The organism is Stenotrophomonas sp. (assembly GCF_050737575.1).
Lineage (GTDB): Bacteria > Pseudomonadota > Gammaproteobacteria > Xanthomonadales > Xanthomonadaceae > Stenotrophomonas.
Genome location: NZ_JBOHXW010000001.1, coordinates 179,679 through 194,819, shown reverse-complemented (window position 1 = coordinate 194,819; position 15,141 = coordinate 179,679). Strand labels below are relative to the sequence as shown.

The 15,141-nt window shown below is 62.9% G+C and carries 11 protein-coding genes; 5 read left to right on the top strand and 6 right to left on the bottom strand.

Annotation, left to right across the window (positions count from 1 at the left end):
* Positions 1-79 precede the first annotated feature (79 nt).
* The 4 genes from ACREP4_RS00855 to ACREP4_RS00840 are packed head-to-tail and all read left to right on the top strand — an operon-like array spanning position 80 to position 3,357.
* Positions 80-1,060, top strand: coding sequence for an FKBP-type peptidyl-prolyl cis-trans isomerase N-terminal domain-containing protein (locus tag ACREP4_RS00855; protein ID WP_431594321.1), 981 nt, complete (start codon positions 80-82; stop codon positions 1,058-1,060).
* Between the two features lie 21 nt (positions 1,061-1,081).
* A complete protein-coding gene (locus ACREP4_RS00850) occupies positions 1,082-2,431 on the top strand; it encodes a UDP-glucose dehydrogenase family protein (protein ID WP_431594320.1) in 1,350 nt (449 codons plus the stop codon).
* Entirely contained in the window at positions 2,424-2,666 is a 243-nt protein-coding gene (locus ACREP4_RS00845; RefSeq protein WP_431594319.1) for a SlyX family protein, read from the top strand. The genes ACREP4_RS00850 and ACREP4_RS00845 overlap by 8 nt, the downstream gene beginning before the upstream one ends.
* A 19-nt stretch (positions 2,667-2,685) precedes the next feature.
* On the top strand, positions 2,686-3,357 hold the full coding sequence (locus tag ACREP4_RS00840; protein ID WP_431594318.1) for a DUF2058 domain-containing protein: 672 nt from the start codon (positions 2,686-2,688) through the stop codon (positions 3,355-3,357).
* 63 nt (positions 3,358-3,420) lie between these two features.
* Here ACREP4_RS00840 and ACREP4_RS00835 read toward each other — a convergent pair whose 3' ends face one another.
* The 5 genes from ACREP4_RS00835 to ACREP4_RS00815 all read right to left on the bottom strand — a co-directional run bounded on the left by ACREP4_RS00835 (position 3,421) and on the right by ACREP4_RS00815 (position 10,285).
* Positions 3,421-4,602 carry an MFS transporter gene (locus tag ACREP4_RS00835; protein WP_431594317.1) on the bottom strand — a complete coding sequence of 394 codons (1,182 nt, stop codon included), beginning with the start codon at positions 4,600-4,602 and terminating at the stop codon, positions 3,421-3,423.
* Between the two features lie 4 nt (positions 4,603-4,606).
* On the bottom strand, positions 4,607-5,290 hold the full coding sequence (locus ACREP4_RS00830; RefSeq protein WP_431594316.1) for a hypothetical protein: 684 nt from the start codon (positions 5,288-5,290) through the stop codon (positions 4,607-4,609).
* Positions 5,291-5,334: 44 nt separating this feature from the next.
* Positions 5,335-8,148, bottom strand: a complete 2,814-nt coding sequence (gene metH, locus ACREP4_RS00825) for a methionine synthase (RefSeq protein ID WP_431594315.1) — start codon at positions 8,146-8,148, stop codon at positions 5,335-5,337.
* 105 nt (positions 8,149-8,253) lie between these two features.
* Positions 8,254-9,333, bottom strand: a complete 1,080-nt coding sequence (locus ACREP4_RS00820) for a homocysteine S-methyltransferase family protein (protein WP_431594314.1) — start codon at positions 9,331-9,333, stop codon at positions 8,254-8,256.
* 22 nt (positions 9,334-9,355) lie between these two features.
* On the bottom strand, positions 9,356-10,285 hold the full coding sequence (locus tag ACREP4_RS00815) for an ArsR/SmtB family transcription factor (protein ID WP_431594313.1): 930 nt from the start codon (positions 10,283-10,285) through the stop codon (positions 9,356-9,358).
* Positions 10,286-10,370: 85 nt separating this feature from the next.
* Between ACREP4_RS00815 and ACREP4_RS00810 the strand changes: the two genes are divergently transcribed.
* The gene (locus ACREP4_RS00810; protein ID WP_431594312.1) at positions 10,371-11,561 is read left to right on the top strand and encodes an acyl-CoA dehydrogenase family protein; all 1,191 of its coding nucleotides are present in this window, start codon (positions 10,371-10,373) and stop codon (positions 11,559-11,561) included.
* Positions 11,562-11,950: 389 nt separating this feature from the next.
* Here ACREP4_RS00810 and ACREP4_RS00805 read toward each other — a convergent pair whose 3' ends face one another.
* Entirely contained in the window at positions 11,951-15,115 is a 3,165-nt protein-coding gene (locus ACREP4_RS00805; protein ID WP_431594311.1) for a multidrug efflux RND transporter permease subunit, read from the bottom strand.
* Positions 15,116-15,141 lie beyond the last annotated feature (26 nt).

The following is a 15,141-nucleotide window of genomic DNA, read 5'->3' as shown; positions in this document are numbered from 1 at the left end:
TCGACATATGCGGTGTGCATGCGACAATACCGCCCCTCGCGCCCACGGCGGCGTCAGTTCACTTCCAGGAATGCAGCGAATGAAGATGGGAACGCGCGGCGCAGCAGCGTCGCTTCTGATTCTGGCGATGGCGGCCCCCGGGGTCGTGTTTTCGCAACAACCTGCCGCGCCGGCAGCCAGCAAGGAGAAGTCTGTTTTGACCTCGGATCGTGAAAAGATTGGTTACGCCATTGGCGTTGATGTGGCCAGCTCGTTTGAGCCCATTGCTTCTGAAGTGGATGTGGCCGAAATGCGCCGCGCCGTTGAGAACGCATTTGCCGGTGGCCAGCCGCTGATGTCGCAGGAAGAAGCACAGCAGACCGACCAGGCGCTGCGCACCGTGATGATGGCCCGTTCGGGTCAGCAGGTGCCGGGCATGGCACCGGGCAGCCAGCCGCCTGCGGTTGACCGCAAGAAGGTCGGCCTGATGCTGGGCAGCTATGCAGTGGGCCCGTCGCTGGCGCCGATCCAGAAAGAGATCGACCTGAATTCGGTCTTCCAGGCCATCACCACCGTGTTCGCCAAGGGCACGCCGCTGATGAACCGCGAAGAATCGCAGGCCGTGCTGCAGGCATTCAGTGCCACCAAGCAGGCCGAATCGCAGGCGCAGCAGGGCCAGGCCGCGCAGGCAAACCGTGAGCAGGGCAATGCCTTCCTCGCCAAGAACAAGACCCAGCCGGGCGTGGTGACCACCGCTTCGGGCCTGCAGTACCAGGTGCTGCGTGCCGGCGCCGGTGAGCGCCCGACCGCCACCAGCCGCGTTCGTGTGAACTACGAAGGCAAGCTGCTGGACGGCACCGTGTTCGACAGCAGCTACAAGCGTGGCGAGCCGATTGATTTCGGTCTGAGCCAGGTGATCAAGGGCTGGACCGAAGGCGTGGGCCTGATGCCGGTGGGTTCCAAGTACCGCTTCTGGATTCCGGGCGAACTGGCCTATGGCGACGCCGGCACCCCCGGTGGCCCGATCGGCCCGAACGCCACGCTCACCTTCGATGTTGAGCTGTTGGGCGTCCTGCCGTAATAGAACGGAGCAATCGCAGTCATGCGTGTAGCGATTTTCGGTACAGGTTATGTGGGTCTCGTTACCGGGACCTGCCTGGCCGAAGTCGGGCACGACGTGGTCTGCGTGGATATCGACCAGGCCAAGGTCGATGGCCTTGGGCGCGGGATCATTCCGATCTACGAGCCCGGGCTTGAGCCGATGGTGAAGGCCAACCACGCCGCAGGGCGTCTGGCCTTCACCACCGATGCCGCTGCCGGTATCGCGCATGGGCAAGTGGTTTTCATCGCGGTCGGCACGCCGCCGGATGAAGATGGCAGTGCCGATCTGCAATACGTGCTGGCCGTGGCCCGCACCATTGGCCGTCATATGACGCAGCCGATGGTGGTGGTCAACAAGTCCACGGTGCCGGTGGGCACCGCCGACAAAGTCCGTGCCGCCATTGCTGAAGCGCTGGCGGCGCGTGGCGAGGAGATCGCGTTCGACGTGGTTTCCAATCCCGAATTTCTCAAGGAAGGCGATGCGGTTGCCGACTGCATGCGTCCGGATCGCATCGTGATTGGTGCGTCCAATCCGGAAGCGGTGACGGTGCTGCGTCGCCTGTATGCGCCGTTCAATCGCAACCGTGATCGCGTCGTGGAAATGGACGTGCGCTCGGCCGAGCTGACCAAGTACGCGGCCAACGCAATGCTGGCCACCAAGATCAGTTTCATGAACGAGATGGCCAACATCGCCGAACGTGTTGGAGCTGATATCGAGCAGGTGCGTCAGGGTATTGGTTCGGACCCGCGCATCGGTTGGCACTTCATCTATCCCGGCGCCGGCTATGGTGGCTCGTGCTTCCCCAAGGATGTGCAGGCACTGGCCCGCACCGCGCTGCAGTACGGCCACCAGCCGCACTTGCTGGACGCGGTGGAAGCGGTCAACAACGTGCAGAAGGGACATTTGTTTGCCCTGATCCAGCGGCACTACGACCGCGGTGAAGATGAGGGTGTGCGCGGCAAGACGTTTGCGGTGTGGGGTTTGGCGTTCAAGCCGAACACCGATGATATGCGCGCCGCACCGAGCCGTCGCCTGTTGGAACAGCTCTGGGAAGGTGGCGCCAGCGTGCGCGTGTTCGACCCGGAAGCAATGACGGAAGCGCGCCGTATTTTCGGCGAGCGGCAGGATCTGGTGTTCTGCGATTCGGCCTATGACGCGTTGGAAAACGCCGATGCGCTGGTCGTGGTGACCGAATGGAAACAATTCCGCAGCCCGGACTTTGAGCGCATGCGCAAAGCACTGGGCGACGCGGTCGTCTTTGACGGCCGCAACATCTACGAGCCGCAGGAAATCGAAGCGGCTGGTCTGGCTTACTACGGCATTGGCCGGGGACGTTCCCTGCATGCATGAATCTATTCCGAGCGAACGCGAACAGGTGCTGGAAGCACGCCTGGTCGAGTTGGAGATGCGCGTTTCCTTCCAGGAACAAGCGCTGGCTGAATTGAGCGAAGCCTTGGCTGACGCTCGCATCGAAGGTGCGCGCAACAGCAATGTGCTGCGCCATCTGCTGGATGATCTGGGTAAGGTGCGCACGGCGTTGTACGCCGCTGATCCGACCACCGAACCACCACCCCCGCACTACTGATACAGAAGCACTGCACGCCATGAGTGACACTCTTCGTGACCAGCTCCTTGGGCTGGGTTTCAAAACCTTGCCCAAGCCGGAGCGCAAGCCCGACACCCGCCGTGATGGCCGTCCGCACGGCAAGCCAAACCCCACCGCTGCCAAGCACGACCAGGGCGGCAAGCCCGCACCGGGCCGACCGCACGCGGGTCGCCCGCAACAGCCGGGCAGACCGCAGGCGGGTAAGCCTCAGCAGAATCAGGGCCCGCGCAAGCCGCGCTCGCAGGAAGACATCGATCTGGCCAAGGCCTATGCCATCCGCGCCCAGCGTGAGAAGGACGAGCGTCTGGAAGCGGAGCGACTGAAGCAGGAAGAAGCACGCCTGCGTCGTGAAGCGCGCGCCAAGGTGGACGAGTTGGTCAAGGACAAGGCGTTGAACGACGCCAATGCCGAGATCGCGCGTCACTTTGAGTACGGCGGCAAGATCAAACGCATCTATGTCACCGCCGAGCAGCTCAAGGGGCTCAACGCCGGCGAGCTGGGTGTGCTGCAGCAGAACGGCCGCTACCTGTTGGTGACCGCGGCACTGCTGGCCGAAGCCGAAGCGTTGTTCGCGCCGAGTGTTGCCTTGAAGGTGGACCCGAACGCGCCGGCTGCCGATGACCCGTATGCCGATCCGCAGTTCCAGGTGCCGGACGATCTGGTCTGGTGAGCGGCAAGCGCCACTGATCCAGATGCGTGAAGAAAAACGGCAGGCTGAAAAGCCTGCCGTTTTTTATTGGCGGCGCGCTTGCCGCGACGGCGGCAGCCAATACCAGGCGATCAGTGAGCCGGCCAGCGCAAAGAAGCCGCCGACGATGAAAGCCACCTTGCCGTCGCCGAACTGCCACAACTGGCCGGCAATCAAGGCGCCGAGCACGCCGCCCAGCCCGGACGAGAATCCGTAGAACAGCCCTTGGCCGTGGCCATTGAGGTTGCCGGGGAAGTAACGCGCCAGCAGTTGCATGGCCGACGCAAAAAACGCCGCAAAGCCGAGGCAATGCGTGGTCTGCGCGACCAGCATCACCGGGAGGTTTTCCGGCCACATCGCGGTCGCCCACCAGCGCAGCGCGGCGCTGGCCATGGAGATGATCAGCAGCCAGCTTGCATCCCAACGACGGAAGAAGCGGGCGATGAAGAAGAACACCGCCACCTCGAAGATCACGCCTACCGTCCACATCAGCCCCAGCAGCGAGGTGCTGTAGCCGTGGTGATCCATGTACAGCGAGAAGAACGTGTAATACGGGCCGAACGAGAGCTGCTCCAGAAACGCAGCGATGAAGAACGCGATCACCGGCTTCTGTCGCACGATGTCCCAGAAGCCGCTGCTGTGATGGCTGTGCGTGCCGATGTTGCGCGCATAGCGATTGAAGAACGCCGAGCCGGCCAACAGTACGAACAGCGGCAGCATCATCCACGGCAGCGTGCCGGCGCCGTTGCGCTCGATCAGCCAACCAAACAGCGTCACCACCAGAATGAAGCCCAGCGAGCCCCAGACGCGGATCATGCCGTAGCGGTGGCTGTCGCTGCCCAGGTGGGTGAGGGTGATGGATTCAAACTGCGGCATCACCGCGTTGTAGAAGAAGCAGAACGCGATCATCACCGCGTACAGCGTCCACGGCGGTGCAGGCACCAGAAAGCCTACGAAGCTGATGATGGTCAGTACACAGCCGATGCGCAGCCAGCGGATCGGCTTGGGTGACACCGCTGCCAGCGAGGTCCAGGTGCTGGGCGCAATCACGCGGGTGGCGTACCACAGGCTCATCATCACGCTGATGGCGGTGACGGTCATGCCGCGCGACTGCAGGTACAGGCTCCAGTACGGGGTGAATGCACCCAGCGCTGCGTAGTAGAAAAAGTAAAAGCTGGACAGTCGCGCGGTAGGCACGACGGTCGGTTGCGGGTTTGAGGTGTTCATGGACTCAGAAAAAATCTTCGACCGGCGTGGTCAACAACTCAACCGTGCTGTGCGTGAGGCGCCGCAGGCTGGAAATGCCGAGGTCGCGGATGATGGAGTGGTTGCGGTGCGGCAGGGCCGAATCGTACAGGTCCTGCGGGGCGACGTTCTTGCCGTGCACGCCGGGCATCAGGTCAATGCCGGCCGCGCTGTAGCAGTGTTGCACCATCGCCGAGCAGTACAGCGCGCCTTCCTTGGACAGCAGGTTGCCGCGCCGACGCAGGCGGGTACTGTGCATCGCAAACAGCGTGCCGACCAGCTCGCTCAGCGAGTAACTGGACAAGCCGGCGAGCAGATCCAACGCGGCGATCTGCACCTTGCGGGTTTGTTCGGCATCCAGGTCGAAATCGAGAATGGCCAGGTTGGGAAAGGCCTCATCGTCGAAGTAGCGATCGGCGCGATTCTCCTGGGCGCCCAATCGCAGCTGGCGGTTGCGCAGATCCAGGTCCGATTCCAGCACCCACCAGTGGCCGTCCAGGCGCTGTTCGCTGAACACAAACGCGTGGGACCACAGGCTGCGGTGACCGTCATCGGTAAGTGGCGCCTGCGCCTTGCGGATTGTTTTTCCGATCCAGTCCGAGGTGCCGCACAGGCCGATGCAGCCCGGTTTGGCGTGCTTGCGAATCAATTCGGCGTTGCGGCTTTCCATGACGGGTCGCGATACGAAGGAAGGGAAATCGGAGTGAGCGGGGCTCACTCCGGATCGTAGTCCAGATTGGAGGCCAGCCAGCGTTCCACTTGTGCGCGGTCCACGCCCTTGCGCTTGGCGTAATCGCTGACCTGCTCGCGCGAGACGCGACCGACCACGAAATACTGGCTCTGCGGATGGCTGAAGTAATAGCCGGACACCGCTGCCGTCGGCAGCATGGCGAAGCTCTCGGTCAGCGACATGCCGATGTCTTCAGCACCGAGCATCGCGAACAGGGTTTGTTTCTCGCTGTGCTCCGGGCAGGCCGGATAACCGGGGGCAGGGCGGATGCCGCTGTACTTCTCGGCGATCAGCGCCTCGTTGTCCAGTTGCTCATCACGCGCATAGCCCCAGAACTCGGTACGCACACGCTGATGCAGGCGCTCGGCCATGGCTTCGGCCAGGCGGTCGGCCAGCGCCTTGAGCAGTATGGCGTTGTAGTCGTCGTGCTCGGCTTCAAAGCGGGCGACGTGTTCATCGATGCCGATACCGGCGGTGACCGCGAAGGCGCCGATCCAATCCTGCTTGCCGCTGTCAGCGGGCGCGATGAAATCAGCCAGACAGAAGTCCGGCCGCTCGGCGGGCTTGTCGACCTGCTGGCGCAGGAAGTGGAGGGTGTGCTGAGAACCAAGCGAACCAAGCCCCTCTCCCGCATGCGGGAGAGGGGTTGGGGTGAGGGCGCTCTCAAGGCCCGTAGAGCCAGCGCTGCCCCCATCCGCCCTTCGGGCACCTTCCCCCGCAAGCGGGAGAAGGGAAACCTGCACATCGTCACCGCTACTATTCGCCGGCCAAATCCCAAACACAGCTCTCGCCGTCAGCCACTTCTCATCAACGATCCGCTTCAGCATCGCCTGCGCATCCTTGAACAGGTCGCTGGCCTGCGGGCCAACGATCTCGTCAGTCAGAATCGCCGGGTACTTGCCCGCCAGTTCCCAGGCCTGGAAGAACGGTGTCCAGTCGATGACCGGCAGCAAGTCCTCCAGCGGGTAGTTGTCGAACACATGCAGTCCGGGCGACGCCGGAATCGGTGGTGTGTACTGGCTCCAGTCGCAGGTGAAGCGCTGGCCACGTGCGTGTTCCAGCGACACCAGTCGCTTGGCGTCGCCGCGGTTCTTGTGGCGATTGCGGATGTCGGCGTAATCGGCGTCGTTGGCAGCGACGAACGCGGCGCGCAGGTCGCGGGATATCAGCGATTGCGCTACGCCTACTGCGCGCGAGGCGTCCTTCACCCACACGGTGGGCGCGCTGTAGAACGGGTCGATCTTCAACGCGGTATGCGCGCGCGACGTGGTCGCGCCGCCGATCATCAGCGGCATCTCGAAGCCCTGCCGCTGCATTTCCTTGGCGACGTGGCTCATTTCTTCCAGCGACGGCGTGATCAAGCCGGACAGGCCGATGATGTCGGCTTTCTCGGCGCGGGCGGCGTCCAGGATCTTCTGCGCTGACACCATCACGCCCAGATCGACCACCTCGAAGTTGTTGCAGGCAAGCACTACGCCGACGATGTTCTTGCCGATGTCGTGCACATCACCCTTGACCGTGGCCATGATGATCTTGCCGTTGGACTTGCCAACCTCGCCGGTGCGGGCTTTTTCTTCTTCGATGAAGGGCAGCAGGTACGCCACCGCCTTCTTCATCACGCGCGCGGATTTGACCACCTGCGGCAGGAACATCTTGCCGGCGCCAAACAAGTCGCCGACCACGTTCATGCCGTCCATCAACGCGCCTTCGATCACATCCAGCGGGCGGCTGGATTGCTGGCGCGCTTCTTCGGTGTCTTCCTCCACCCAGGCATCCAGCCCCTGCACCAGTGCATGCGCCAGACGCTCGCGCACCGGGCGCAGGCGCCAGGCCAGGTCTTCTACTTTCTTCTCGCCCTTCTTGCCCTTGTAACGCTCGGCAAGTTCCAGCAGACGTTCGGTGCTGTCACGGCGGCGGTTGAGGATCACGTCCTCCACCGCGTCGCGCAGTTCCGGGTCGAGCTGGTCGTAGATCGGCATGCCACCGGCGTTGACGATGCCCATGTCCATGCCGGCCTTGATGGCGTGGAACAGGAACACCGAGTGGATCGCCTGACGCACCGTTTCATTGCCACGGAACGAGAACGAAACGTTCGACACGCCGCCGGACACATGGCAATGCGGCAGCGTGCGCTTGATGATGCGCGTGGCTTCGATGAAGTCCACCGCGTAGTTATCGTGCTCCTCGATGCCGGTGGCCACGGCAAAGATATTGGGGTCGAAGATGATGTCTTCCGGCGGGAAACCGACCTGCTCGGTGAGGATGCGGTAGGCGCGGGTGCAGATTTCCACCTTGCGCGCACACGTATCTGCCTGGCCTTCTTCATCGAACGCCATCACCACCGCCGCGGCGCCATAACGGCGTACCAAGCGGGCGTGCTCAATGAATGCGGCTTCGCCTTCCTTCAGCGAGATCGAGTTGACGACGCTCTTGCCCTGCAGGCACTTCAAACCCGCTTCGATCACCGTCCACTTGGACGAATCGACCATCACTGGAATGCGCGCGATGTCCGGCTCGGACATGATCAGGTTGAGGAAGCGGGTCATCGCCTTCTCGGAATCGATCAGGCCCTCGTCCATGTTGACGTCGAGGATCTGCGCGCCGTTGGCGACCTGCTGGCGGGCCACGTCCACGGCTTCCTCGTAGCGTTCTTCCTTGATCAGCTTGCGGAACTGCGCGCTGCCGGTGACGTTGGTGCGCTCGCCGACGTTGATGAACAACAGGTCCGGCGTGATGACCAGCGGTTCCAGGCCCGACAGGCGGGTGTGGCGGATTTCAGTAGTCGATTCGTTGCTCATCACCAGACCTTGAACACCTGACCATTGGCGATGCGGTCGATGCTGCGCGGGGGAAAATCGGCATGGCTGTTCCATGCCTTCGGGATAGTGTTCATCGCGAGCTCCTCAGGCGGCGTTGGCAGTGGGCAGCGGCAGCGCGCGTGGCGGCAGTCCGGCGACCGCTTCGGCGATGGCGCGAATGTGGTCAGGCGATGTGCCGCAGCAACCGCCGACCAGATTGAGCAGGCCCGACTGCGCGAATTCCTTCAACGTGGTGGCCATCTCCTCGGGCGTTTCGTCGTATTCGCCGAAGGCATTGGGCAGACCGGCATTGGGGTGCGCGCTGACATAGCCGGTGGACACCTGCGACAGCGTTTCCACATGCGGACGCATGTCGGTGGCGCCGAGTGCGCAGTTGAAGCCAATCGACAACGGTTGGCTGTGCGACACCGACGCGTAGAAGGCCTCGGCCGTCTGCCCGGATAGGGTGCGCCCGGACGCATCGGTGATGGTCCCGGAGATCATCACCGGCAAGCGCCCGCCGCGTGCATCGAACACTTCTTCGATGGCGAACAACGCCGCCTTGGCATTGAGCGTGTCGAAGATGGTTTCCACCATCAGCGTGTCGGCGCCGCCGTCGATCAAGCCTTCGATGGCTTCGCGGTAAGTGCCACGCAGTTCATCGAAGCTGGTGTTGCGGAAGCCGGGATCGTTGACGTCCGGGCTGATCGACGCGGTGCGGCTGGTCGGGCCGAGCACGCCGATCACGAAACGCGGCTTGTCCGGCGTCTTGGCTTCGACCGCATCACAGCACTGCCGCGCCACCTGCGCACCGGCCTTGTTGAGCTCGTAGACCAGATGCTCAAGGTGGTAATCGGCCTGACTTACCGAGGTGGCGTTGAAGGTGTTGGTTTCCAGTAGGTCCGCACCGGCTTCCAGGTAGGCGGTGTGGATGCCGGCAATCACATCTGGCCGGCTCAACAGCAACAGATCATTGTTGCCCTTGAGGTCATGCTCGCAGCCCGGGCTGTGCGCGTGTTGGCTGTCGAAGCCACCCGCGAAGCGCTCACCGCGGTAATCGCCTTCTTCCAGGCGATGACGCTGGATCATCGTGCCCATGGCGCCGTCGATGATCAGGATGCGGTGTTCAAGCGCGCCGAGTAGCTTGGCGACGCGTTCGGGGTGGAGCCAGGGCAGGGCTTGCATAAGGCGGGCCAGTTCTCGTGGATCAGGAGCGATGGGCGATCAGTGAGATCACTTCAAAATGGGGCGGGCGTTTTTCGCGGGTCACGGTTTCCAGGCTGGACACTTCCAGCCCGGCCTTCTCCACGAACTTGCGCAGTTCCTTGCCGGTGAAGCCAAGGTTGACGTGGCCGTAGGCCTCGACCGCCGCTTTGTGTTCATGGCGGGCCAGGCTGCACAGCATCAGGCGACCGCCGGGGCGTACCACGCGTGCGCACTCGGCCACGGCTTTGGCCGGGTGACTGGCGTAAGTGAGTGCGTGCATCAGCACAACCAGATCAAAGCTGCCGTCATCGAAGGGCAGCTTGTGCATGTCGCCTTCGCGCACTTCGACATTGGGCAGCTTGCGCAGGCGCTCGCTGGCGGCGGCGACCACGCGGGCGCTGGTGTCGATGCAGACATAACGCTGCGCATGCGGTGCCAACAGTTCGGCCAACACGCCGTCGCCGGAGGCGATATCGAGCACGTCGCCGGTTTCCAGTAGCGGCAGCGCGCTGCGGGCGAGGGCTTCCCAGGTACGGCCGGGCGAGTAATGGCGTTCCATGTCGCCGGCGACGCTGTCGGCCCAGTTCTGGTCGGCGGCACGCATGGCCAGCACCGACGGCACGCGTTCGGCGTCCTGACGCAGCAGCGGATCGTCGCTGCCGGAACTGAGTGCGTGCCACAATGCGCGCTGCGCGGCGTCCAGCGCGGCGTCGTCAAAGCGGTAATACGCCGACACGCCTGCACGGCGGTCGCGCACCAGGCCGGCTTCTTTCAGCCTGGCCAAGTGGGTGGACACGCGTGGCTGCGCCAGCGTGGTGATGGCCGACAGCTCGGCCACGGTGAGTTCTTCTTGTTCCAGCAGCGTCAGCAGGCGCACCCGCGTTGCATCAGCGAACACTTTCAGACGGGTTGACCAGTCTTCCAGATCCATAAATATCTACCTATCGCGATATAGAGATATTCTCCCCTTGCCGCCACGTCGGGTCAAGGCAAGACATAGGCTGAACCGGGTTGAGATGGTTACAATCGCAACTTGCTTAACCCTGGGAGGGGTTGTCGTGGACTTCAGTTTTTCCGACGAGCAGCTGATGCTGCAGGACGTCGCCCGCCGTATCGCCAAAGAAAAAATCGCCCCGAGTGCCGAGCATTTCGATGCCACCGGCGAGTACCCGCTGGAGAACATTCAGCTGCTGGGTGAGAACGGCCTGATGGCCATCGAAGTGCCGGAGCAGTACGGCGGTTCGGGCATGGATCCGATTTCCAGCGTGCTGGCGATCATCGAGGTGTCGGCTGCCGATGCCGCGCACGCCACCATCATGTCGGTCAACAATTCGCTGTTCTGCAATGCGGTGCTGGCCTATGGCAGCGAGACGCAGAAGCAGACCTACGTGCGCGCGATTGCCGAAGGTCGTGAGATTGGCGCGTTTGCGCTGACTGAATCGCAGTCCGGTTCCGACGCCACGGCGATGCGTTGCCGTGCGGTGAAGCAGGACGATGGTTCGTATCTGATCAACGGCCAAAAGAGCTGGATCACCTCCGGCCCAGTCGCGCGTTACGTGGTGTTGTTCGCGATGACCGATCCGAGCAAGGGCTCGCGCGGCATCACCGCTTTCATGATCGACGCCAACAAGCCGGGCTACGACCGTGGCAAGACCGAGCCCAAGCTCGGTGTGCGTGCATCGGCTACCTGTGAGATCGAGTTCCAGGATTACGTGGCCAGCGCGGACGATGTGATCGGCAAGGAAGGCGAGGGCTTCAAGATCGCGATGAGCCTGCTGGATTCCGGCCGCATCGGCATTGCCTCGCAGGCGGTAGGTATTGCCCGCGCGGCCTATGAAGCGTCGGTGGCGTATGTGAAGGAGCGCAAGTCGTTCGGTGCGCCGATCGGCACGTTCCAGATGATCCAGGCCAAGGTGGCCGACATGAAGTGCAAGTTGGACGCCGCGATGCTGCTGACTTTGCGCGCGGCGTGGCTGAAATCGCAGGGCAAGAAGTTCTCAACGGAAGCGGCCGTTGCCAAGCTGACCGCGTCGGAAGCGGCGATGTGGATCGCACACCAAGCCGTGCAGATTCACGGCGGCATGGGTTACTCGAAGGAAATGCCGCTGGAGCGTTATTTCCGCGACGCCAAGATCACCGAAATCTACGAAGGCACCTCGGAGATCCAGCGCATGGTGATTGCGCGCAATGAGACCGGGTTGCGCTGAGCTCTGTGCTTGGTGATTGATGCAAGAGCCCCGGCATTGCCGGGGTTTTTGTTTATAGCCCCTCTCCCAATGGGAGAGGGGTTGGAGTGAGGGTAGGCGCAAGGGAGAGGTCGAACGGATTTTCCGCGCGATCCCTTCTGCCGTATGCGGGACTGCAGCCCCTTTTTCGGGGAAGGTGCGCCGGAGGGGCGGATGAGGAGGACGCGCTTGTTGAAAAGCACCCTCTCCCCAACCCCTCTCCCGTAAAGGGAGAGGGGCTTTGAGCAGAAGCAAAAAAACCGCCGATAGCAAAAAGCCCCAGCAAAAAACCGCCGATAGCAAAAAGCCCCGGCATTGCCGGGGCTTTTCCTTTGCAGCATCTGCGGGCATTGCTGCCCGCGGATGTTCGATCAACGATCCTGCTGCACCGAGCGAACCTGGTGCTGTGCCACGTATTCCTTCGACGGCTCATCCAGCTTGTCGCCCAGCACGCGGCGCACGCAGACGAAGAACAGCGGGATCAGCAGCACGCCGATCACGGTGGCGAACAACATGCCGCCGATCACGCCCGTACCCAGTGAGTGACGGGCATTGGCGCCGGCGCCGGTGGAGATCGCCATCGGCAGCACGCCGAGGATGAAGGCGAACGAGGTCATCAGGATCGGGCGGAAACGCAGATGCGCCGCTTCGATGGTGGCCTCGCGCAGGGTCTTGCCCAGGGCGCGCTGTTCGACTGCGAATTCCACGATCAGGATCGCGTTCTTCGCCGCCAGACCAATCACCGTCACCATGCCGATCTTGAAGTACAGATCGTTCGGCAGGCCGCGCATCAGCGAGAACACCACCGCGCCGAGGATGCCGATCGGCACCACCAGCAGCACTGCGACCGGGATCGACCAGCTTTCGTACAAGGCGGCCAGGCACAGGAACACCACCACGATCGACAACACCATCAGCAGTGTCGCCGCGTTGCCGGCCAGGATTTCCTGGTAGGACATGCCGCTCCAGTCGAAGCCGAAGCCGGCCGGCAGGTCGTCATGTACCAGCCGTTCCATCGTCGACATGGCCTGGCCCGAGCTGCCACCCGGTGCCGGCGAACCGACGATGTTGACCGCCGAATAGCCGTTGTAGCGGCTCAGGGCTGGCGGGGCGTAGATCCACTCCGACTTGACCACGGTGCTGAGCGGGATCATCGCGGCCTGGCCGTCAGCATCCTTGCTCAGCGAGCTGGGGACGTAATAGCTGCGCAGCGACTCCGGGCCGGTGCGGTAGGCCGCGTCAGCCTGCATGTTCACCCGCTTGATGCGGCCGGCGTAGAAGAAGTCATTGATGTAGACCGGCGCCAGCATCATCTGGATCGACGAGTACACATCATTGACCGACACGCCCATGGTCTGGGCCTGCACGCGGTCCACATGCAGCTGCAGCTGCGGTGCGTTTTCCAGCGTATTGGGACGCACGGCCGTCAGCGAGGTGTCCTGCGAGGCAGCGCCAAGCAAGGTGTTGCGGGCGTCCATCAACGCATCCTGGCCCGCGCCTGCACGGTCCTGCAGCCACATGTCGAAGCCGCCGAACTGGCCCAGGCCCTGCACGGTGGGCAGGTTGACGAAGAAGATCTGGGCGTCCTTGATGCCATACGCCTTCTTGTTCATTTTCTGGATGAACTCAGGCGCGGTTTCCTTGCGCTCGTCCCAGTCCTTGAGGCGGACGAAGGCCATGCCCACGTTTTCGCCGGAACCGATGAAGCTGAAACCGGTGATCTGCATCAGGCCTTCAAAGGCTTCTTCCTTCTGCAGGGTGCCGAGCAACTGGTCGAACACGGCACTGGTGCGGCTCTTGGTGGCGCCCGGTGGCAACTGCACGATGGCCAGTGCGTAGCCCTGATCTTCTTCCGGCAGGAAGCTGCCCGGCAGGCGGGTGAACAGGAAGCCACACAGCACCACCAGCAGCGCGAACACCACCAGCCAGCGCGGGCTGTGCTTGATGACGCCGCCAACGGTGCCGACGTAGCTCTTTTCCAGCTTGCCGTAGTACTTGTTGAAGGTGCGATAGACCCAGTTCGGCTTGTCGTTGTGGGTCGGCTTGAGGAAGGCCGCACACAACGCCGGGGTAAAGGTCAGCGCCAGCAGGGCGGAGAAGCCCATCGCCATGGCGATGGTCAACGCGAACTGCTTGTAGATCTCGCCCGAGGCGCCCGGCTGCATCGCACTGGGAATGAACACCGCTGCCAACACCACGGTGATGGCCACCACGGCGCCGGTGATCTGGCCCATGGCTTTCTGCGTGGCTGGCTTCGGGTCGAGCTTCTCCTCGCTCATGATGCGTTCGACGTTTTCGATGACGACGATGGCGTCATCGACCACGATGCCGATGGCCAGCACCATCGCAAACAGCGTCAGCTGGTTGATGGTGAAGCCGATGGCCAGCATGCCCATGAAGGTGCCGAGCAGGGCAACCGGGATGACCAGGGTGGGGATGATCGTTGCGCGGAAGTTCTGCAGGAAGATCAGCATCACCAGGAACACGAGGATGATGGCCTCGATCAGGGTGTGGATCACTTCCTCGATGGAAATGGTGACGAAGGTGGTGCTGTCGTACGGGGTGAACCAACTCACGCCCTGCGGGAAGCTGGGCGCCAGCTCATCCATCTTCGAGCGCACGGCCTTGGACACGTCCAGCGCGTTGGCACCGGGCAGCAGCTGGATCGCGAACACGGCCACCGGCTTGCCGTTGTACTTGGTGTCAAAGCCGTAGTTGGTGGCACCAAAGGCGACGCGGGCGACATCCTTCAGCTTGACCACGCTGCCGTCGGCATTTGCCCGCAGGATGACGTTCTCGAAATCCTCCGGCGAGCTGAAGCGGCCTTCGGCGGCAACGGTGGCGGTGAACGCCTGGCCGTCCGGGGTCGGATCGCCGCCCACCGAGCCGGCAGCGAACTGCAGGTTCTGGGTGCCGATGGCGTTGTACACGTCACGCGGGGAGAGGTGATAACCCTGCAGCTTTTCCGGGTTCAACCAGATGCGCATGGCGTATTCGGAACCGAACTGCTGGGTGCTGCCGACGCCCGGGACACGGGAAATCTGTTCCAGCACGCGGGCACCGACGATGTCGTTCAAGGCATCGCGGTCGACGCTGCCGTCGTCCGAACGCACACCCAGCGCCATCAGGAAGCCGGCGTTGGCCTTGGCCACCACCACACCCTGCTGGGTGACTTCCGAAGGCAGGCGCGGCGTGGCCAGTGACACCTTGTTCTGCACCTGCACCTGCGCGATATCCGCGTCGGTGCCGCTGTCGAAGGTCAAGGTGATGGTGACGCGGCCACTGGACGAGGACGACGAGCTGAAATACATCAGGTTGTCGATGCCGGTCAGCTGTTGCTCGATCACCTGGGTGACCGACTTTTCAGCCGTGGCGGCGCTGGCGCCCGGGTAGTTGGCGGTGACGGTGACCTGTGGCGGTGCCACGCTGGGGTAGGACTCCACGCCCAGGTTGAGGATCGAGATCACGCCGCCAAGCGAGATCAGGATGGCCACCACCCAGGCAAATACCGGGTGATCAATAAAGAATTTAGGCATGACGGAGTTCCGTTATTCCTTCTTTT

Coding starts and splice junctions, on each gene's coding strand:
- ACREP4_RS00855 (WP_431594321.1), top strand. CDS start 80: ATGAAGATGGGAACGCGCGGCGCAGCAGCGTCGCTTCTGATTCTGGCG.
- ACREP4_RS00850 (WP_431594320.1), top strand. CDS start 1,082: ATGCGTGTAGCGATTTTCGGTACAGGTTATGTGGGTCTCGTTACCGGG.
- ACREP4_RS00845 (WP_431594319.1), top strand. CDS start 2,424: ATGCATGAATCTATTCCGAGCGAACGCGAACAGGTGCTGGAAGCACGC.
- ACREP4_RS00840 (WP_431594318.1), top strand. CDS start 2,686: ATGAGTGACACTCTTCGTGACCAGCTCCTTGGGCTGGGTTTCAAAACC.
- ACREP4_RS00835 (WP_431594317.1), bottom strand. CDS start 4,602: ATGAACACCTCAAACCCGCAACCGACCGTCGTGCCTACCGCGCGACTG.
- ACREP4_RS00830 (WP_431594316.1), bottom strand. CDS start 5,290: ATGGAAAGCCGCAACGCCGAATTGATTCGCAAGCACGCCAAACCGGGC.
- metH (WP_431594315.1), bottom strand. CDS start 8,148: ATGAGCAACGAATCGACTACTGAAATCCGCCACACCCGCCTGTCGGGC.
- ACREP4_RS00820 (WP_431594314.1), bottom strand. CDS start 9,333: ATGCAAGCCCTGCCCTGGCTCCACCCCGAACGCGTCGCCAAGCTACTC.
- ACREP4_RS00815 (WP_431594313.1), bottom strand. CDS start 10,285: ATGGATCTGGAAGACTGGTCAACCCGTCTGAAAGTGTTCGCTGATGCA.
- ACREP4_RS00810 (WP_431594312.1), top strand. CDS start 10,371: ATGGTTACAATCGCAACTTGCTTAACCCTGGGAGGGGTTGTCGTGGAC.
- ACREP4_RS00805 (WP_431594311.1), bottom strand. CDS start 15,115: ATGCCTAAATTCTTTATTGATCACCCGGTATTTGCCTGGGTGGTGGCC.